The organism is Pseudomonas sp. B7 (genome assembly GCF_016735645.1).
Taxonomy (GTDB): Bacteria; Pseudomonadota; Gammaproteobacteria; order Pseudomonadales; family Pseudomonadaceae; genus Aquipseudomonas; species Aquipseudomonas glycinae.
In genome coordinates, this window is record NZ_JAERRE010000002.1 from 301,813 (window position 1) to 320,420 (window position 18,608).

An 18,608-nucleotide genomic window follows, 5' to 3' on the forward strand; every position below is an offset into this window, starting at 1 on the left:
GCGTGTGGCGGTGAGACCGGGGAATCAGTCCTTGGCTTTTGCCTCGGGATCCCGGCCGTTGGCTTCGATCAGGCAGCGATAGCTTTCTTCGCGCTTGCCACTGGCGGTGACTTTTTCAATCGACCAGCGACCGCGCATGAAATCCGGCCAGGTATCGTCGAGCACCAGCAGACCTTCGGCCGCCAGCAACGGATCGCCCGGACAGGTGACCTTCAGCTTGTATTTCTCGCGCAGCATCTTGCGCACTTCGGCCTCGCCGATGGCTTTGGCTTCTTCTTCGCTGGCCAGTCTCTGGCGGATGACCTTGTAGGGTTCGGAACCGGTGACCACTTCGCGCAGTTTGCCGAGCGCACTGTCCCAAAAGGAGGTTTTGCAACCCTGATTCTGGGTACGGGCGGTCTCTTCCAGCGTGGCGCTGATGAATGCGTGATCGCCCGGCCGATTGTTGTGGGTGACCGACAGCATGACGTTGGGTATCACCTGGCCCGACAGGTTTTTGAGCTGCGCCGGTTTCGCCAGTACGTAAAGGTCGTTGAACGGTTTGGCCACCGCGTCGTACTTTTTCGCCAGGCGTGTGATGAAGCTCATGTCGGTTTCGTTCGACTGGTCGACATGGGCGATCCTGATCAGCGCCAGTTCGGGATCCACGCGCGGCGAGAATCCGTGTCTCGAGACCAGCTCGCGAAACAGTCCGCCAAGGGTTGTAGGGCCATGACTGGCCGTGCGCCGTTCCTTGAATCCGGAGTCGTCCTTGCCGCTGAAAGGCGCGGCGGTCGCGACCAGCGTCAGGCGCAGCGGGAACAGCGTCGGCGTCAGTCGAGTGACCTTGAACTGGCCTTTTTCCACCAGCCCGGTCTCCAGATAGCCCACCCGCAGGCCGATGGTTCCGCCCAGGGTCGGCAAGCCTTCAAGGCCTTCCAGATCGAGCACCAGCGTCAGTTGATCGGACTCCATCCCGGCGGCATCGATGTGTTCCCAACTGATCAGACGCTGGTTGAGCAGATCCTTGTTGGCCCCGTAGATTTCAATCGCCGGCGTAAATCCCTGTGCCATACAGCCTCCTTAATCCCAGGCAAGGACCGGTTTGATCACGGCTGGTTTCGAGTCGAGTTCCGGCAGCGTCACCCAGACACCTGCCGGCAGGATCGGGCCGTGCTCGGCCAGGGTCGGGTTGAGTGTCCACAGGGCTTCTTCGGCGCTGTCATCGCTGCGACCGGTTTCGCGGTACAGCAACAGATTCACCGAGTCACCGGCCACGCTTCGTACCTTACGCATTGTTGAACTCCGCCAGTTCGATAACCCAGTCGACCACCATCGCCGTGCCGTCATCGATGACGCAGCTTTGGGTTTCCTGAACATTGTTGATTCGCCAGAGACCCCAGTTGCGGCCGATGCCATCGATCAGCGGCAGGGGGACTCGAAGCGATTGCAGGGCCCGCAGCTCATCGAGCCGATCCATGGCCACCGCGTACATCGACTTGCCGGTGATGTTCAGGGTTTCCGGTTTCTGTCCGATCTGACTGGACTTGGGTTTGCTGGTGAGAATCGGCAGTTCCGTCCAGCCGCCATCGGATTTGCGCAGCAATGTGCTGTAGGCAAAGCCGCGGGACAGGCCGAAGATGAAACTGCCCAGTGCCATTTGTTGTTTCATGTGGCGACTCCATCGGTCAGGGCTGCGTCACGTCGTGTGGCGAGGGGGTTGGTCGGCATGATCTGGCCCAATTGACTCATCGTTGTCTGCACCACCAGATTGGCCAGTGCCTGGGCGCTGCCCTGATCCTGACCATTGATGTTAATGGTGGAGTTGAACGTGACAGGCTGGCTGGCAGTTGCGGTGGCAGGTGTCGCGGGAATCGTGAAGGTCGCCGAGGTCGCGATCAGATCTTTACTGACCTGTGCAGGAGAGCCAAGACGATCGACTTGTGTCCCGAGCTTGTCGCCCAGGGACTCACCGATGGCTCCCCCCGCCATGCTTCCGAGCCACCCGCCGACCATGGTGCCCAAACCCGGCAGAATCAACGTGCCCAGTGCAGCACCGACAGCGGCTCCGGCAGACGACCCGGCTAACGATGCACCGGACGACACGACGGAACGCGTATCGCCCTTCATGACGCCGGTCACCATTTCATACCCGGCGCTGAGCAATCGCAGCGGCGGCGCTCGCTTGGCGAGCAACTTGCCTGCCCTAGCGTAAGCACCGGACAGCGGAGCGGCCGGTGCAGCACTGACGGCCGACGAGCCGGAAAATGCCGTCATGCTTCCCGGCCAGGGTGAGCCGGACATGGAAGGCAGAACGGGCCGTGCCGGCACCGCTGGTGGTGCGCTGGTCCGTGGTGGCCAAGGCGTCACCCTGCGTAGACTTCGCACGCTTCGGCCGGTGGGCTCACGTCCGGCTCGCCGCCGGATGCCTGGCCAGCGTGGCTCGAGTGTGTTAGCCGTCCCGCTCCCGCTGCCCAACGGTTTGCAGCAGCAGTCATGATCCGCGCCATTCCTGGCAGACTTGTCCTTTGCTTTGGGGTCTTCAAGATCGGCAATCAAACCGCCAAGACCGAACGGCAATTTTGAAGCGACGCCCTTGAGCAGTTTGTCGGTGAAATTGCCGAACGCCTTGCCCATCACCGCCACCACGATGGCCGACAGTCCAGCGCCCGCAACGGCCAGCGCCGTCGAGGTTTTTGGATAGGCTTCGGCCATATCGGCCACGCCATTGGTCATATTCGTCAGCGAGTCCAACGTGCCGGTCGCATCCGGCGCCAACGCCGTGATCAGACGATTGAGACTGGCATCGAACGCGTTCCAGCTTCGCTGCGGGTCTTTGCCCGCAGGCTCGGCGCTGCGTTCAATCGCGCCGCTGTAAGCCGGTGTCAGTGGATCATTGGGCTTGAGCAATGAAAGCGGCGTCTGTGCCTCGCCGGGTTTGCCCATCCATTGACCCACGCCTCCCTCACCCGCAAATGACGATGCCAGTCTGCTCTGGGCCGCTTGCGAGGACACCAGCGTCGACGTTCCTTCCAGTTTGGCCGGCGCGACCAGCGAAAACGCTTTTTGCAGGTCTTCGGGTTTCGCCAGCAGTTTGCGTACACCATCGTCGCCACTGAAAAGTGTCTTGATCAGCGCCGTTTGCTGCTCTGCCGGTTGTTGCTTCAATGCCGCCAACGCTTTGACAAGGCTGTCCGGTACGTTTTCGGTCAACTTGCCGGGATCAAGCCCCAACGCCTTCCACGCCGACTGCTCGGCCGCCGAGCCTTGGGTGCCTTTGGCCAGGGCTGCGCTGATGCTTTTCACCGCCGCCCCGGCACCGGCCTTGTCGACATCAGCGTTGAGCAATGCGGCGGACAACGCCGCCAACTGCTCGGGAAGGATGCCGGCCGCAACGCCCGACTCGCCGGATTGCTGCACGACCGAACCGATGTCGGCAGCCGTTGCGTTCAGTCCGCTGTTGCCCAGATGCTGAGTCGCATCGGCCAGCAACTGACCTTGAGCGCGATCCAGTTTCATCGAGATTTGCCAGGCCGACAGCATTTCACCGGCCGACTTCAGGCTGATGCCGAACGCCGACGCATTGACCGCCGCATCCCGGGCAAAGTCCAGCAGCACTTGCTCCTTGTCGGCGCCCTTGAGACCAGCGCCAATCCCGGATCTGCCAGCCGCGACTTCGACCTGCACCAGATCCACGACCGTCGCCCCACTGCCAGCAACCCGTTTATCGGTGGCCAGTTTGAGGTTGGCTTTCGACAGCGTGTCGAGGTCGCCACTCAGGCCTTGAACCTGCCTGAGCTGGGCCATGGCGGCTTTCAGGGCCATGTCCGATTGCAGGTAGGCCGGAGGCGAGCGCTGTTCAATCTCAGCCTTGAGCTTAGACTTGCTCTCGCCGCCTGCCGCCGGTGCGGCAGTTACAACCTGCACCTTGAACGATGCCAGAGCTGTGTTCAGCCCCAGGACAACGGCGCCGAGCTTGATCTGTTCACGCACCAGACTGCGGATGTCGACACTGGCCGTGAGCAGCGCCTCTTTCAGTTCGGACAGTGGTTTGATCAGGCTGTCCGTGGCCGATCCCCCTGCCGACAAACCGGAACCCGCGCCTGCGGTTTGCGCGGCGTACATCAGCGAAAACGATGTGTCTGCCATGCCGCTCTACTCCTTTTTCACGCCAAGGCGAGTGATCGCTATGTCGTAGCGGCGCAACGCCTTTTCGGCGTCCCACTCCAGAATTTCCGCCTCACTTACCGGGTAAATGAGCGGCACGATATCGAGGATTACTTCGATGTCGCGTTCTGAAAGAAGGCCGCCGGCTGGTTTAAAAAATCGTCGATGCGCACCTGCAATTGCGTCCAGTCCGGGACGGTCATCAGGGCCAGATCGGGGATCATCAGACCGGTGCAATGGGCGGTGATGAACTCGGCGCGTTCCTTGGCCGTTTTCAGTTTCTTCATCACTTTGGTGGCCCGCAGCGCCGGCATTTCCAGGCTCAGCGAAGTCACGGTGCGGCCGGTGACGGCGAGCGGTTGCAGCAATTGCACCTGGTCGGGATCGTCGGATTTCTCCGCGTCTTCGACCTGATCGAGAAAGTACGACGCCGGACGGGTCGACATCTCGTGCACGTATTGCGCGATGGTCACGTAGTCCGGACGCTTGAGCTGGTCGAGTTCCTTGACCGACAAGCCGGTGGCCAGCAGCGCCAGTTCGAAGAACTGATCGTCTTCATCGTCGCCAGCGCGTTCCAGCGCTTCTTTCTGGGCGGCGTAGAACAGCGGTTTGAGCTGGATCGATTCGATCTGCGAGCCGTCGTCACCGGTGATCGGCGACAACAGGACATGCTTGGGTGGCATCCACGACATGAAAGGAATTCCTTGGGTGTTCTTGAAGATTCCTGTGGGCATGAACGCCCACAGGTTTTGTGCCTGATCTGCCGAAAGGCTTACGGCATCAGCACCGCACGACGGGCATCACCAAGGATGTCGACGCCGTTGAGCACGAACTTCTGGGTGCGCACGTCGATGTCGATCACCGGAATGCCGTTTTCCAGGCGGTTGTAGGTGCGGCAGGAGAACTCAAGAGTCGTCAGGGCTTTGCCACCCATTTTGATTGCTTCCTCACCCATGGTTTTGAGCTTGCCGCCGATGGTGTGATAGGTGAACCAGGTGTTGCCGTCCTGATCCTGTCCGGCTTCGCGCACGTTCAGCAGAATGTCGTCGCCCAGTTTCACGCCCATCGCCAGCAGCACTTCAGCGCCGGTGCCTTGCAGCTTGAGCGTGGCATTCAGTGCCTTGGCGCTCTTGGCCATTTCCTCAACGATGAAGCGCCCGCCCGTCATGCTTTCCATGTCGAAGTCGATCTTCGGCGGAGTGAATTCCTCCACGGTCGCCGACAGCGGCAGGCCTTGCAGGGTGGCCGCGATGGCCTGTCTTACGCGGTTGGTAAACATTAGAGAACGTCCTCCAGGAACTGCTCGATGATTTCATCGCGGGCGTTGAGTTGATAAACCATGTGTTCGTTCGGCGCGTAGCGGCCGTAGTCGATGACCACGTACCAGGTGCCGTTCTTGTACTTCTCGACGCTGTTGAGTTCCGGGTGCAGATATACGCTGCCGCCGGGAATGGTTTCGTCGGCGACCAGGGTTTGCAGCCAGTCGTTGATGCGTTTGACTTCCTGATCCATGAACGACTTGGTCAGGTTCTTGGCCATGGCTTTCTGGCCGGCCTTCACCAGCTTGCGGCTGATGGCGTCTTCCAGACCGACGTAGCTGATGAACTTGCCGGTGATCGAACGGTTGCCCAGCAGCGAGAAGCCGCCAAGGATGGTGCGGGCGTAATAGCTGACGCCGTAGCGGTTGAGCAGATCGCCTTCGGTGGAGGTGTCGAGGATGTTGTATTCCACGACCCGCGACACGTCTTCGGCGTAGGTCACCTGGTTGCCCGGGCTTTCCCATTGCTTGACCTTGGCCAGCGCGGCGATCGCCAGGCTCGATGGCGCGAGGAACACGTTTTTCGTCGCCGCTTTCGAGTACACGGCCGGCATGTTGTGCACCACCAGGCAACGGTCGAAACCGAGGTCAGCGCCGCCCAGTTCCTGGCTATACAGCACCTGATCGGCGACCGAGACGTCCTTGCCGTCCAGCACCACACGGGCCTTGATGCGCTTGCCGAACGAGGCGAACTCGCTGGCCACCGCTTTAGTGCCGGTGAAGCCCGGTGCGCCGATGATGGTCAGGTCTTCCGGGACGCTGCCCAGTGCCGCCAGACCGAGTTTGCGACCGGTGGTTGGATCAACGCCGCCGATCACCGCGTTGACGGTGTCAGCCGGAGTCGCGCCCGCTTCGACGATCACCACGTACACCGGCACCTTGACCACTTTGAGGATCTGGTAGACGGCGTGGTACAGGGTGCCCTCTTCCGAACCGGTCGGATCGAGCAGCGCATGGGTGGTGAAGCTGTTGATGCGAAACGGTGCGTTACGCGGAATCAGCGGATCGGCTTTCGGCGCGGTGCCGACCAGACCGATGACGTTGTCGCCCAGGCCACCCATGGCGTCGGGGGATTCGGTGGCATTGACGGTAATGCCGTTGTGCTCGAAGTTCAGAACCTCAGCCATAGTCAGTCAGCCTTCTTGGCAGCGGCCTTCACGGCCTTGGTGGTAGGTGTTTTCAGCTCCAGTCGACCGGCGCTGTGCAGGGCACTGGCCTCGACGTCGAGCAGATCGAGTTCCTGGCCGACGCTCGACCAGTGCCCACCGCCGGTGGGGAATGGAACGAGCACGGTGTAGGTTTGGCGGGTTGCCATTTTTCGTTTCTCCATAAACGGGAAAGCCCCTCGTTGGGAGGGGCTTGGCGGGTGTTGAATGTGTTGGGCGGACAATAAAACGCCCCGGGGTGCGGGGCGTTTTATTGAGGCTCGGAGGTCGGTGAAGCTGGCATGGAATCGGGCCAGCCTTCCTTGAGCATTTCATCGGAGTACGTGCCATCCTCGATTGCCTGGAGCAATTCCAGTTCGCGGTCGAAACAAGCCTGCACGTGCGCCCTGACAGCTTTGGCAATCGCGAGAATCTGCTGCGCGCCGATCTCGACGAAACCCTCGAGCGTTTTGAAGTTGCAGCGGTAATCAGGATCGAGGATCGCCGAGATGCCAGCGCCATAGATCATCCCCGCGCTTTCACGGGAGGTTGCAACAGTTAAACCTTCCACAGAAACGACCGCGTCCTCCCGCTCATAGCGCTCATCGGCGACCCGTTGCGCATAATCAGGAGTTACTTGTGGGAAAGGCGTTTTGACAATTTCATCGCCTACTCGACGCCAGATGCCGTCGGCTTCCTGGGTCAACCTGATAAACAACTTGTCATCGACTTTGACTGCCGACGCGGGAATCGGGTGAACCCCTTCAATCAGGCAGGTTTGCAAGTTCGAATTCTCGTCAAACAGTGCGTATTTCATGATCTCTCCTTAACTGCCCACCGCGACCCAATGAAAGACCGTGACCCCGGGAAAGGTATGTTTTCCATAAAACGAAGTGAGATTTGACACACCGACATCCACATACCCGTTCACTGCCGACCCTGGTGTGTAGTTCAACGTCGCGTTCAGGCTGTACATGCCATTTGGAAAAGCAATCGGGAAGGCAGTGGCGATGTCCGTACCACCATTTCCGGAGACCCTGCCCCACTGAATGATCAGGCCACCGAGCCAGGACGGGAAAATGATGTACCCGTTGATTTCCTTGAGAATCTGAAATCCCCAGCGGAGTTTTTTGGGTGTCACGATTGTGGTGTCGTCAGCCCCGGCATCGGTCAGCGCCTGAGTGGCGAGTTTGGCTGTGCCGTGTTTGATTTCGGTCGCTTGCTGGGCCAGAGGAGCCAGCGCTGCGACATCAATGCTTCCCTGATTGACCGGTGCGTTCCAGGCTTTGATGCACCACATGACGGCGAGGTTGCGCGGACGGGTGCCAACCAGGTGCCCATCAGTAAACAGCGCCGCCTGATTCAGCGATACAGGGGAGGTGATTTCGCCAGAAGAGAAAAATGCGGAAGGATAGTCGGCCGCAGAGGCAACGTCGCCTCCAAGTACCGGGTGAGACTTCCCACTATTGTCTGGATTGAGTTTCCAAGATGAGGCGGCAGCTTGGATAGCCTGCGCTGTCGAGGTCACCGCATCGTGCGCAACCAACGTCGCTTTTTGCCAGCTACCGATTGTCCGACCAGCGTCAACACCGCGACCATGATCCCAACCACGCAGAAACTCACCGCGAGATTCCGGCAACCGGAAGTTGCCCGCACCTTCGTCCCCCTTGTTGAACTTTGTGCCGAGATAACCCGCCAGATCCGGATAGGTCGCAATGCTTTGCACACTGCCGTCCAGCTCCAAATAACCGGCAGGAACGACGCCCGTTGGAAACGACAGGACAGCACCGACCGGAACGGAAGATTTGAGCTGTGCGACTTCATTGGCCAGTGCGGCGACGTCGATGTTTCCCTGATTGATCGGCGCGTTCCAGGCCTTGATGCACCACATGACTGCAATGCTGCGCGGACGGGTTTCCGAACCGCCAGTGGCAGTCGTCTGTGGTGTTCCGTTGCTGTCGGAGCGGTTGCCACGAGCGACCTTGTCCTGGCCAAATCCGCTCGGATTGGCAGGCGCGTCAACTTGGTGAACGTGAGACTTCAGCTCATCAGGTGCCCAACTGCCAATCGCCCGACCCGGGTCTACACCACGACCATGATCCCAACCTCGCAGGAACTCACCACGCGATTCCGGCAACCTGAAGTTTCCGGCACCCTCATCACCTTTGTTGTAAGTGGTGCCGAGATATGCCGCCAAATCCGGATAAGTCGAAGTGCTCTGCACACTGCCATTGAGTTCAAGAAAGCCGGGCGGCACGATACCTGTCGGGAACGCCATGACGGCACCCACCGGAACGGCAGATCCCAACCGGGATACTTCCTTGACCAGTGCCGCTACGTCAATGTTTCCCTGATTGATCGGAGCGTTCCAGGCCTTGATGCACCACATGACGGCAATATTGCGGGGGCGGGTTTCCGTGGAAGTACGAGCCACCTTTGAAGCATCAAGGATCACACTGTGGTAAGCGTCTTTCTGGTTGAGCGGCGATGGGGACCGGCTCATGTTGCCCATTGTGAACGCACCACTTACGGTGGTGATATCAAGATAGCCATCAAAGGTGCCGTAGATGTTCTGCAGGGTGTCAGTCTGAGAACTGCCGATTGCCCGACCGCCATCGATACCACGGCCATGATCCCAACCGCGCAAAAACTCCCCACGTGCCTCAGGCAACCGGAAATTCCCGACACCCTCATCCCCCTTGTTGAACTTGCCGCCCAGATAGGCGCTCAAGTCCGGGTAGGTCGCGCTGCTCCTGACGCTGTTGTCCAACTCCAGAAAGCCCGGAGGTGGCGAGTCAACCGGGAACGCGACAATCGACCCCACCGGCAACGCCGATGCCTTGGCAATCAGCGCCTCGACTTCAGCCTTGGTGTACGAATCCTTGATGCCGAAACCGGCCAGCGTGTCCGGATTCGAGCCGGCCGTCGCGCGGCCGTATTCGTCGACGCTCAGACTTTTGTAGGTACCGGCAGCAATCCCGGTGCGCCCGGCCAGCATCTTGAATGTCAGCGCGGTAGTGCCGAGCGTGATCGGTGCGTTGGTGGTCAGGTGCCACAGCGAATCGCCGTTGAGCGTGCCCTCTTCCACCATCACCGTCAGGCCCGGTGTGACCTTGGCGCTGACGTTGGCATCGTTGGCCCGAACCCAGTCGCCGTTGGTGACGATCCACAGACCGTTGTCCTTGGCCAGGGTCTGATTCGGCAGCAGCACACGGTCGCCAGCAACCACTGCAACACCGTCGATTTGCTGTGCACCGTTCAACACGACATTGCCAGTCGCAGCTACGCGAACCGACTGTTTGCCATCCAGTTTGCCAAGTTCTTCGGCGAGGTAGCTCATGACCCACGCACGAGTGGCCTTTACCACCGTGTCATCGATCACCAGCGTCACCAGCGAGGCATTGCTGGTCTCGAAAATCGAGCGGATGTAGAACTCTTTGCCCGAGCCGGACGTGGCCAGCACCGGTTTGAACGACTCCGGGTATTTGACGATCGCGTAGAGAATGCCGGTGTCGGTCCACAGACCGGCTTCACGCACGTACCAGCCACCGACGTCCGGCGGGATGGTGACTTCGGCGAGCAGCCAGCTCGGATTTTTCTCGTCCTGGAACAGCGCATTGAGCGGTCCGCGCCAGACTTCGCGTTTCAGCGCGGTAGCCGTCGCGGCCGGGTTGTAGACCGCGCCGCCGCCATCGCCGACGGAAATCTGCGTCAGCTTGATCGGTACGCCCGCTGCCTTGCAGGCGGTTTCGTAGGCAATCCCTGCGTTGGTGAGCAGGGTGTAATAGTCAGCCATTCAGGCCCCCTGAGGATAAATAGTGGATGTTTCGACGGTGTACATGCCCGCGCCCAAGAACGCCTCTCCCGAGGTTTCGAGCCCTTCGATGAACACCGGATAAACCGTGGTCAACTCACCGCAGAAGGTCGCGGCGCCGATGACGTGATTGCCGAAGGCGCTGAGGCCGACCGACACCGACAGCACGTCCCGCTCGCTCTTGGCATCAGCCAGGCGCCGGTCGAGACGGGCGTCGATTTCTTCGCTGTAGGGTTGTTCGCTGAAGGCCCGCACGGAAAAGCTGTAAGGCTCGCCGGGCGGGGTCTGTTCGTACCAGGCGCGGATTTCCGGCCTGAGCTGCAAACCCTTGGCGGCGTTCTCCAGCGCCTTGCGGGTGCCGGCCTGGCGCGCAGTGGGCCAGGCCAGTTCGACGGTCAGGCGCTTTTCCGCTTCCGGTGCGTCGGTGCTCCATTCGGCAACGCCACGATCCGCTGCGAGATACGGCAGGAAGGCGACGGGGGTTGAGGCCGGATTCATCAGTTCGGGAAACGGCGGCGCGACGCGATCAAGCAATGCGCCGAAGCCGATGTCGAGTGCCCGTTCCAGCGCCGAACTGTTGGCTGGCAGCAGGGTCGGACGCGGTGTCTGATCGGTCATAGCGTCTGCACCTCGACCTCAACCGCCGTGCAGTACGGCGCTTGAAATGCGCTGCAGACGATCGGCGCCAGCGGTTCAAGAATCTGCAATTGCACGGCGCCGGCGCTGTGCAGCGTGTAGTCGATCCAGCTCGGATCGACCCGGCCTTCCAGGCGATGGCAACTGTCGGCGTAGGTCTGCAAATGCTGCTGCGCGGCGACCTTGGTCAGGCCCGAATCCGGACCGGAATTGATCTTCGCCACCACGCGGATTTTGTAGCACTGAATCTCGGCGGCCTGCACCGTCACCTTGTCCGTCTCGGGACAAACGTCGGGCCGTGCGAAGTGTCGACGTACGCCTTCGAGCAGCGTCGGGGACGGTGTACCGTCGCCCTCGCGGGAAAGCACGGTGACTTGCACTTCGCCCGGCGCGGTGCGACGGCCGTTACCGTCCTTGACCTGTGCGGCAAGACCGTCCGGGTCAAAGGTGTAGGTGACGTTCACCACACCGGCCTCGGTGGATTCGACTTTCACCGTCGGCCTTTCACCGAGGGTGAAGACCTCCCGGCGATACTGCATCCGCGAACCCGCCGCCGGCGCATGGGGTGCCAGGTAATAGCGCAGCCGGGCGTCATCGTCGCTTTCGTAGATCGCCGGCACCGGCGGGAATGCTGCCGGGTCGCCCGGGTCGAGCAACTGCCGCTCCAGGCCCATGTCCGCTAGCCGCGCATCGAGGTTGCTGCCGGTGGCCCACCACGCCAGCATCTGCTTGATGCGGGCGTTGTATTTGCGTTCGTGGGTTTGCAGGCGAACGCAAAAGGCCTCCAGAGCCAGGGTCAGCAGTTCGCTTTCGTTTTCCAGGCTGGTCTTGAGTTTTTCCGCGCTCTGCGGCGAGCGCGCGCCGACGTACTCGACCACGAAGGTCTTGAACTCGGCGAGCAGATCCTCGAAGGCATCGACCTTGATCAAGGAGGGTTCGGCCAACTGATTCTGGCCGGGGATCAACATGCTCATGTCACGACCTCGAAAGTCTGTTGGCGGTTTTTCCAGGTGCCGGCGAAACGCAACAGCAATCCGGCGCCCTGACGGGTGGCGACAATCACGCCGGGCTGGAAATCGCCGATACCGTTTTGCGGGTTGTAGAACGCCTGGGCCGCGTGGCTCTGGGCGAGTAACAGGATGTCGTCGCCCAGGTTCTGCCCCAGCAGCGTGGGGATCAGCGAACCGTACAAGGGCCGTTTTTGCCGGGTGCCCAGCGGCGTGGTCAGGGCCCGGGTCGCGCGCTGCACGAATTGCAGCCAGTCGTCGACCGTGGCCCCGCTGTCTCTATCGATTCCGATCATGGGAAGCTCTTGATTCAGGGGCTGATGACGCGGCCCTGGTGATCCACCAACGGGCCGCTGAAGTGCACGCCCGAGGCGTCGATGGTCAGGCCGACCGCGCCCAGTTGCAGGCTGATCACTTGCGGGGTCATCGCCAGCCGTGCCGGACCGATGCTCAGCTCAAGCGACTCGCGAGAACCGTTGAAGGCGGCCGGCCCGTTTTGCCAATGCAGCGTGTGCGTGGCGTCGTCGTAGCCGCTTTCGCTGCCGTCCTGATGAACACGACGAGTCAACGTCGGCACCGTCGAGGTTGGTGGAAAACGGTCACTGTTCAGGCCGAACAACGCCACGCTTTGCGCACCGCTTTCACCACTGCCGTAGTTCAGCAGCAGGCACTGCTCGCCCACCGTCGGGATCCGCGACTCGCTCTGTGCTCCAGCGCTCGGGTTGAAAAATCGGATGGCCGGGGTGAGCAATCCACCGTGGCTGACCCGGCAGGTATTGCTCGCGGCGTCGACGTCCTGACAGATGCCGATGCGGCAATAACTCTCGGCACGCCGGTGCAGGTCTTCAATCTCCGCTTCCATTTCCGCCAGTCGCTCGATGATCGGGCCCAGTTGCATTCGCAGTAACGCGTCGAACATCGGTCAGGCCTCCAGCGTGGTGTACTGATCCGGATCGTCGATGTCGCTGACTTCCCAGGTGCGGGCGAATTTCGGTGTACCCAACGGATCGTCCAACAGGGTCGGGCCCAGGTAGAGCGTCTGGTTGAACGACAGCGTCCAGGCTTTGTTCGGCTGGTCGGCGCGGATGAGCAATGACGGCAAGCCATCGATGTTCATCGGCAGATCGCATTGATCGCCGGGCAAGCCCCAGCGGTTGTCGGTGACCCGGTTTTTCAGCGCCGCGATCAGGTCACAGGCGGCAAACGCCGTGGCGGACAGCGCCGGAATAACTTGCAGCGACAGCGTCAGCACATGAGCGATGCGCCCATTGGCGGCACGCTCTCCCGGTGCATTTCGCTCGATGTCGATCAGCACCCAGGCCTGCTCGCCCGGCGCATCAAAATCCCCGCGGCTGCCGACCTTGAGGTCGAGTCCGGCGGTGTTGCGCAGTGTCGTCGCGATGGCGGTGAACAGTTGCGACGGCTGCTGGATCGGTGTGGGCATAGATGACCTCCTTTTCATTCGTCCACGCGAAGCCCTGCCGCCGAAATGGCGGCATGGGGAAAATTGAAATTCAAGGCTGGTCGCGTGGCGGGACTTCGCAGACGCCAATGCGCTTGGCCGCCCAGCGCTCGTACAGACCGATGGCGACGTCGGCCCCGGCCATGGCCGTCAGGCAACCGAATGCGCCGGCAGCCCAGATCGACAGCCCGGCGGCATACAGCAGCATGATCGCCGAGACACCGCAGATCATGCAGGCGCCGGAACGCAAGGCCAGGCGCCGCAACAGTGACCAGCCGCGAGCGCCCTCCTTGTCGGCGCGCCACATTTCGCCGGACACCCCGCCGACCACGGCGAGGAGGATCACCAACCAGATCGGCATGTCCGCCAACGCTTGTTGCTCGTTTGTCATGTCACGCCTCCGGGAGTAATGGGTGAGTGTTGTGTGTAGGGTTCAAACGTTTTCTCTTGAGGCAGGCATTCCAAAAAGCCCGGCGCAAGGCCGGGATTTTCAGTAATGCGCACTCGTGGCTGAAACTAGAAGGGAGCTACCGGCCAGTTGATAGTGGCCGGATAGCCAGGCTGTTTTTTGACTTCGCTGACGGCAACGAAGTATTGCTTGTAAGCAAGTAACGCAGCTTCGTCCGCCGGCGTAGCGACGCCAAGATCCAGCTTGTATTGCAAAGGATTGAATGTCAGCCAGAGTGCAGCGACATCAAACCGCTCTTGCATGCGGGCAGCGTTGATTGCGAGATGCTCTTCGTGGGTCGGCTCGACGAAGAGCAAACCGTCTTCTTCCAGTTTAAAAAAACCTTCCATCCCACGTGAGCCGTAGTATCTCCGGTGATGTCATACCACTCTGCGTCCGCTATCCCAACCGGAAGAGTCGTCGGCATGGGCTCATCCGATTCCAGAATCTGCAGCGCGACTTGATAACCGGACTTATAAACACGTCCTACCAAAACGTAACGATTCATTCGCTTTACCTCTGATGATTTCCAATACACGCTGCGCGTCCTTCTGCACACCTCTTGAATATCAGGCAGGCATTCCAAAAAGCCCGGCAACTCGCCGGGCTTTTCAGTAATGCGCTCCTTCGCCTTCCTTCTGTCCATTGTTCAAAGAAGGAAGCTGACTTTTCGGCGCTACTGGCGCGGTACGAGTCCATTCAAATTGTTTTTCCGACCGCGGTCCCTGCCCGCCGGATAACTGCTTCTGGTGCTTTACGCTGCACACCCGGGTCAGTTGCCAACCCTCTGAACCGTTGAGGCCGGTCCATCGCTGCCTGTTCTTGTGGAACTAAAGAGCTGTTGTTGCCAGCCGCTTTGTCGAGCGGCTTGGTGGCAAGAATATGCATGGATGCATATACAGTCAATGCGTAAATGCATTTATTTATGCACGAGAAATGCGCGGATGCATGGAAGCCCCGCCAATCAAGGGTTGCCCGGTTTTCTACAGGCGAAAAAAAACCCGCCGAGGCGGGTTTTATCCGAAAGGGATCGGGTTACCGGGCGTACATGCCCCACCAGAAAACGTGACCGAGGATGACGATCTGCTCTTCCTGCATGTCCTGGAAGCTGTAGTCCTCGTCCGGATGCTCATCGCGATTGAAGCTGCGCAGACGGATACCGGTAGGCAGGCGATAAAGCTGCTTCACCCGCAGTTGACCGTTGTGGTTGATCGCATAAAGGTCGCCATCGATGATGTCGCCGATCCCGCATTTTCCCGCGTTGACCCCGACCGTGGCACCGTCGCGCAGCACCGGCAACATGCTGTTGCCCCGCACCGTCACGCATTTGGCCTGGTCGAACTGCACACCGTTATGGCGCAGGCTGCGCTTGCCGAAGCGCAGGCTTGAGCGTTCGCTCTCTTCGATGACGAATCTTCCTGATCCAGCAGCCAATTCAACCTCGCGAAGAAAGGGCACCGACACCTCGTCGTCATCGACGGGGGTGTCGTCGTCCCACAGGCTTATGTCCTTGAGTTCGGAATGCAACTCGTCGCGTCCGGCGTTGGCGGCGGGCGCAACATCCGCGCGCCCGCGCAACTGGTCGGTGCTCACGGCAAAGTACTCGGCGATCTTCGAGATGTGCTTATCTGAAGGATCGACGATCTTCCCGCTGAGAATCCGCGAGAGCGTGGATTGAGGCACGCCGGTGCGACGGTGGAGCTCCGTGGGGGAGATCCCGTGCTGGTCGAGCAGTGCTCTTAAGACGGTAGATACGTTGCGTTTTTGCATAACGCGCATAGTGCTTGAAGTTTTTCGCGAAGACAAATGCTGATTTGCATAAATCGTGCATAGTCGACGTTTTTGCACCAGATAGATGTCACCCGGCCGCGATGCCTGCGTCCGACAGACCGCCCATGGTAACCTTGCGCCCATCGCGGAAAAGCCCGGCGACTGCCCCGCTTTTGCCCCACACCTTCCAACGAGTTGCCTGACAATCCGATGAATAAAGCCGTCTCCGACCTGTCCTCCCACACCCCGATGATGCAGCAGTACTGGCGCCTGAAGAATCAGCACCCGGACCAGCTGATGTTCTACCGCATGGGCGACTTCTACGAGATCTTCTACGAAGACGCGAAGAAGGCGGCCAAGTTGCTGGACATCACCCTGACCGCGCGCGGGCAGTCGGCGGGTCAGGCGATTCCGATGTGCGGGATTCCGTATCACGCGGCGGAAGGTTATCTGGCGAAGCTGGTCAAGCTCGGCGAGTCGGTGGTGATCTGCGAGCAGGTCGGCGACCCGGCCACCAGCAAAGGCCCGGTGGAACGTCAGGTGGTGCGGATCATCACCCCCGGTACGGTCAGCGACGAAGCGTTGCTGGATGAGCGTCGCGACAACCTGATCGCGGCGGTGCTGGGCGACGAGCGTCTGTTCGGTCTGGCGGTGCTGGACATCACCAGCGGCAACTTCACCGTGCTGGAGATCAAGGGCTGGGAAAACCTGCTGGCGGAGCTGGAGCGGGTCAACCCGGTCGAGTTGTTGATCCCGGATGATTGGCCGAAGGATCTGCCGGCGGAAAAACGCCGTGGCGTACGTCGTCGTGCACCGTGGGATTTCGAACGTGATTCGGCGCTGAAAAGTCTCTGCCAGCAATTCTCCACCCAAGACCTCAAAGGTTTTGGCTGCGAAACCCTGACCCTGGCCATCGGCGCCGCCGGTTGCTTGCTGGCGTACGCCAAGGAAACCCAGCGCACCGCCCTGCCCCATTTGCGCAGCCTGCGCCATGAACGGCTGGACGACACCGTGGTGCTGGACGGCGCCAGCCGCCGTAACCTCGAACTTGACACTAACCTGGCCGGTGGCCGCGACAACACCCTGCAATCGGTGGTCGACCGTTGCCAGACCGCGATGGGCAGCCGCTTGCTGACCCGATGGCTCAACCGTCCGCTGCGCGATCTGACCGTGCTGCTGGCTCGCCAGACCTCGATCACTTGCCTGCTCGACCGCTATCGCTTTGAAAACCTGCAACCGCAGCTCAAGGAAATCGGCGACATCGAGCGTATCCTGGCGCGGATCGGCCTGCGCAATGCCCGCCCTCGCGACCTCGCTCGCCTGCGCGACGCGCTCGGTGCGCTGCCTGAACTGCAAGTGGCGATGACCGATCTCGAGGCGCCGCACCTGCAACGTCTGGCGACCACCACCAGCACTTATCCGGAACTGGCGGCGCTGCTGGAAAAAGCCATCATCGACAACCCGCCGGCGGTGATCCGTGACGGCGGCGTGCTGAAAACCGGTTACGACAGCGAGCTCGACGAGCTGCAATCGCTGAGCGAGAACGCCGGCCAGTTCCTGATCGATCTGGAAGCCCGGGAAAAGGCCCGTACCGGCCTCGCCAACCTGAAAGTCGGCTACAACCGCATTCACGGCTACTTCATCGAGTTGCCGAGCAAGCAGGCTGAATCAGCGCCGGCAGACTACATCCGTCGTCAGACCCTCAAGGGTGCCGAGCGCTTCATCACCCCGGAACTGAAAGAGTTCGAAGACAAGGCGTTGTCGGCCAAGAGCCGCGCCCTGGCTCGCGAGAAAATGCTTTATGAAGCGCTGCTGGAAGATTTGATCAGCCAGCTGCCGCCGCTGCAGGACACCGCAGGTGCCCTGGCCGAGCTGGACGTGCTGAGCAACCTCGCCGAACGTGCGCTGAATCTCGACCTGAATTGCCCGACGTTCGTCAGCGAACCGTGCATGCGCATCTCCCAGGGCCGTCATCCGGTGGTCGAGCAAGTGCTGACAACGCCGTTCGTGGCCAACGACCTGAGCCTGGACGACAACACCCGCATGCTGGTGATCACCGGTCCGAACATGGGCGGTAAATCCACCTATATGCGCCAGACTGCACTGATCGTGCTGCTGGCACACATCGGCAGCTTCGTGCCGGCAGCCAGTTGTGAACTGTCGCTGGTGGACCGGATCTTCACCCGGATCGGTTCCAGCGACGACCTCGCCGGCGGACGCTCGACCTTCATGGTGGAAATGAGCGAAACCGCGAACATCCTGCACAATGCCACCGAGCGCAGTCTGGTGCTGATGGACGAAGTCGGGCGCGGCACCAGCACCTTTGATGGTCTGTCCCTGGCGTGGGCGGCGGCGGAGCGTTTGGCGCAGCTGCGGGCCTATACTCTGTTTGCGACGCACTATTTCGAATTGACCGTGTTGCCGGAAGCCGAACCGCTGGTGGCCAACGTGCACCTCAACGCCACCGAGCACAATGAGCGCATCGTATTCCTGCACCATGTGTTGCCGGGGCCGGCAAGCCAGAGTTATGGCCTTGCGGTTGCGCAGCTGGCCGGTGTGCCAAGCGAAGTGATCGTGCGTGCTCGTGAACACTTGAGCCGCCTGGAAGATACCGCGCTGCCACATGAGGCGCCGAAGCCGGCCGCCAAGGGCAAACCGGCAGCGCCGCAACAGAGCGACATGTTTGCCAGCCTTCCGCATCCGGTGCTGGATGAGTTGGCCAAACTGGATCTGGATGACGTTACACCGCGTCGTGCGCTCGAAATGTTATATGCACTTAAGAACCGGATCTAAGCACCGACGAACCGGATATAACGCAAACGGCTTCAAGCTGTTAGAATCTCGCGCGGTTCGGGATGCTGC

The 18,608-nt window shown here is 60.7% G+C and carries 19 protein-coding genes; 1 reads left to right on the forward strand and 18 read right to left on the reverse strand.

The genetic code is table 11. The features are described 5' to 3' along the window. Positions 1-24 precede the first annotated feature (24 nt). The 18 genes from JKA62_RS06290 to JKA62_RS06375 all read right to left on the reverse strand — a co-directional run bounded on the left by JKA62_RS06290 (position 25) and on the right by JKA62_RS06375 (position 15,746). A complete protein-coding gene (locus JKA62_RS06290; protein WP_011332722.1) occupies positions 25-1,053 on the reverse strand; it encodes a hypothetical protein in 1,029 nt (342 codons plus the stop codon). Between the two features lie 9 nt (positions 1,054-1,062). Beyond that, positions 1,063-1,275 (reverse strand): tail protein X, encoded by a 213-nt coding sequence (locus JKA62_RS06295; RefSeq protein ID WP_011332721.1) that lies wholly within the window; start codon positions 1,273-1,275, stop codon positions 1,063-1,065. Beyond that, the gene (locus JKA62_RS06300; protein ID WP_011332720.1) at positions 1,268-1,651 is read right to left on the reverse strand and encodes a phage tail protein; all 384 of its coding nucleotides are present in this window, start codon (positions 1,649-1,651) and stop codon (positions 1,268-1,270) included. Before JKA62_RS06300 ends, JKA62_RS06295 begins: the two co-directional genes overlap by 8 nt. Beyond that, positions 1,648-4,128 (reverse strand): phage tail tape measure protein, encoded by a 2,481-nt coding sequence (locus JKA62_RS06305; protein WP_201816876.1) that lies wholly within the window; start codon positions 4,126-4,128, stop codon positions 1,648-1,650. Before JKA62_RS06305 ends, JKA62_RS06300 begins: the two co-directional genes overlap by 4 nt. Positions 4,129-4,256: 128 nt before the next feature. Beyond that, positions 4,257-4,838, reverse strand: coding sequence for a phage tail assembly protein (locus JKA62_RS06310; RefSeq protein WP_011332718.1), 582 nt, complete (start codon positions 4,836-4,838; stop codon positions 4,257-4,259). Positions 4,839-4,918: 80 nt separating this feature from the next. Further along, the gene (locus tag JKA62_RS06315; protein WP_011332717.1) at positions 4,919-5,425 is read right to left on the reverse strand and encodes a phage major tail tube protein; all 507 of its coding nucleotides are present in this window, start codon (positions 5,423-5,425) and stop codon (positions 4,919-4,921) included. Then, on the reverse strand, positions 5,425-6,591 hold the full coding sequence (locus JKA62_RS06320) for a phage tail protein (protein WP_201816881.1): 1,167 nt from the start codon (positions 6,589-6,591) through the stop codon (positions 5,425-5,427). The genes JKA62_RS06315 and JKA62_RS06320 overlap by 1 nt, the downstream gene beginning before the upstream one ends. A gap of 2 nt (positions 6,592-6,593) precedes the next feature. Beyond that, on the reverse strand, positions 6,594-6,779 hold the full coding sequence (locus JKA62_RS06325) for a hypothetical protein (RefSeq protein WP_039771239.1): 186 nt from the start codon (positions 6,777-6,779) through the stop codon (positions 6,594-6,596). 101 nt (positions 6,780-6,880) lie between these two features. Next, positions 6,881-7,426, reverse strand: coding sequence for a DUF4376 domain-containing protein (locus tag JKA62_RS06330; RefSeq protein ID WP_201816884.1), 546 nt, complete (start codon positions 7,424-7,426; stop codon positions 6,881-6,883). Positions 7,427-7,435: 9 nt separating this feature from the next. Then, the gene (locus JKA62_RS06335; RefSeq protein ID WP_236676453.1) at positions 7,436-10,405 is read right to left on the reverse strand and encodes a phage tail protein; all 2,970 of its coding nucleotides are present in this window, start codon (positions 10,403-10,405) and stop codon (positions 7,436-7,438) included. Then, the gene (locus tag JKA62_RS06340; RefSeq protein ID WP_201816887.1) at positions 10,406-11,041 is read right to left on the reverse strand and encodes a phage tail protein I; all 636 of its coding nucleotides are present in this window, start codon (positions 11,039-11,041) and stop codon (positions 10,406-10,408) included. Next, complete coding sequence (locus tag JKA62_RS06345) at positions 11,038-12,033, reverse strand: baseplate J/gp47 family protein (protein ID WP_201816902.1); 996 nt, start codon at positions 12,031-12,033, stop codon at positions 11,038-11,040. The genes JKA62_RS06340 and JKA62_RS06345 overlap by 4 nt, the downstream gene beginning before the upstream one ends. Continuing rightward, complete coding sequence (locus JKA62_RS06350; RefSeq protein ID WP_007954853.1) at positions 12,030-12,362, reverse strand: hypothetical protein; 333 nt, start codon at positions 12,360-12,362, stop codon at positions 12,030-12,032. Before JKA62_RS06350 ends, JKA62_RS06345 begins: the two co-directional genes overlap by 4 nt. Before the next feature lie 14 nt (positions 12,363-12,376). Further along, positions 12,377-12,985, reverse strand: coding sequence for a phage baseplate assembly protein V (locus JKA62_RS06355; protein ID WP_201816906.1), 609 nt, complete (start codon positions 12,983-12,985; stop codon positions 12,377-12,379). Between the two features lie 3 nt (positions 12,986-12,988). Further along, on the reverse strand, positions 12,989-13,510 hold the full coding sequence (locus tag JKA62_RS06360) for a hypothetical protein (protein ID WP_011332710.1): 522 nt from the start codon (positions 13,508-13,510) through the stop codon (positions 12,989-12,991). A 70-nt stretch (positions 13,511-13,580) separates the two neighbouring features. Next, positions 13,581-13,919: a phage holin family protein gene (locus tag JKA62_RS06365; RefSeq protein WP_011332709.1), complete on the reverse strand. Its 339-nt coding sequence runs from the start codon at positions 13,917-13,919 to the stop codon at positions 13,581-13,583. A gap of 125 nt (positions 13,920-14,044) precedes the next feature. Then, a complete protein-coding gene (locus tag JKA62_RS28895) occupies positions 14,045-14,326 on the reverse strand; it encodes a tail fiber assembly protein (protein ID WP_236676454.1) in 282 nt (93 codons plus the stop codon). Between the two features lie 685 nt (positions 14,327-15,011). Then, a complete protein-coding gene (locus tag JKA62_RS06375) occupies positions 15,012-15,746 on the reverse strand; it encodes an XRE family transcriptional regulator (RefSeq protein WP_041475154.1) in 735 nt (244 codons plus the stop codon). A gap of 210 nt (positions 15,747-15,956) precedes the next feature. On the opposite strand from JKA62_RS06375, the gene mutS reads away from it, so the two are divergent. Next, positions 15,957-18,539, forward strand: a complete 2,583-nt coding sequence (gene mutS / locus JKA62_RS06380; protein WP_011332706.1) for a DNA mismatch repair protein MutS — start codon at positions 15,957-15,959, stop codon at positions 18,537-18,539. Positions 18,540-18,608: the final 69 nt, after the last annotated feature.

Excerpts from the sequence above, each read along its gene's own strand:
- JKA62_RS06330 (WP_201816884.1), bottom strand. The coding sequence starts at position 7,426 with ATGAAATACGCACTGTTTGACGAGAATTCGAACTTGCAAACCTGCCTG.
- JKA62_RS28895 (WP_236676454.1), bottom strand. The coding sequence starts at position 14,326 with ATGGAAGGTTTTTTTAAACTGGAAGAAGACGGTTTGCTCTTCGTCGAG.
- mutS (WP_011332706.1), top strand. The coding sequence starts at position 15,957 with ATGAATAAAGCCGTCTCCGACCTGTCCTCCCACACCCCGATGATGCAG.
- JKA62_RS06345 (WP_201816902.1), bottom strand. The coding sequence starts at position 12,033 with ATGAGCATGTTGATCCCCGGCCAGAATCAGTTGGCCGAACCCTCCTTG.
- JKA62_RS06365 (WP_011332709.1), bottom strand. The coding sequence starts at position 13,919 with ATGACAAACGAGCAACAAGCGTTGGCGGACATGCCGATCTGGTTGGTG.
- JKA62_RS06295 (WP_011332721.1), bottom strand. The coding sequence starts at position 1,275 with ATGCGTAAGGTACGAAGCGTGGCCGGTGACTCGGTGAATCTGTTGCTG.
- JKA62_RS06320 (WP_201816881.1), bottom strand. The coding sequence starts at position 6,591 with ATGGCTGAGGTTCTGAACTTCGAGCACAACGGCATTACCGTCAATGCC.
- JKA62_RS06350 (WP_007954853.1), bottom strand. The coding sequence starts at position 12,362 with ATGATCGGAATCGATAGAGACAGCGGGGCCACGGTCGACGACTGGCTG.
- JKA62_RS06315 (WP_011332717.1), bottom strand. The coding sequence starts at position 5,425 with ATGTTTACCAACCGCGTAAGACAGGCCATCGCGGCCACCCTGCAAGGC.
- JKA62_RS06300 (WP_011332720.1), bottom strand. The coding sequence starts at position 1,651 with ATGAAACAACAAATGGCACTGGGCAGTTTCATCTTCGGCCTGTCCCGC.
- JKA62_RS06335 (WP_236676453.1), bottom strand. The coding sequence starts at position 10,405 with ATGGCTGACTATTACACCCTGCTCACCAACGCAGGGATTGCCTACGAA.
- JKA62_RS06325 (WP_039771239.1), bottom strand. The coding sequence starts at position 6,779 with ATGGCAACCCGCCAAACCTACACCGTGCTCGTTCCATTCCCCACCGGC.
- JKA62_RS06305 (WP_201816876.1), bottom strand. The coding sequence starts at position 4,128 with ATGGCAGACACATCGTTTTCGCTGATGTACGCCGCGCAAACCGCAGGC.
- JKA62_RS06375 (WP_041475154.1), bottom strand. The coding sequence starts at position 15,746 with ATGCAAAAACGCAACGTATCTACCGTCTTAAGAGCACTGCTCGACCAG.
- JKA62_RS06360 (WP_011332710.1), bottom strand. The coding sequence starts at position 13,510 with ATGCCCACACCGATCCAGCAGCCGTCGCAACTGTTCACCGCCATCGCG.
- JKA62_RS06355 (WP_201816906.1), bottom strand. The coding sequence starts at position 12,985 with ATGTTCGACGCGTTACTGCGAATGCAACTGGGCCCGATCATCGAGCGA.
- JKA62_RS06290 (WP_011332722.1), bottom strand. The coding sequence starts at position 1,053 with ATGGCACAGGGATTTACGCCGGCGATTGAAATCTACGGGGCCAACAAG.
- JKA62_RS06340 (WP_201816887.1), bottom strand. The coding sequence starts at position 11,041 with ATGACCGATCAGACACCGCGTCCGACCCTGCTGCCAGCCAACAGTTCG.
- JKA62_RS06310 (WP_011332718.1), bottom strand. The coding sequence starts at position 4,838 with ATGTCGTGGATGCCACCCAAGCATGTCCTGTTGTCGCCGATCACCGGT.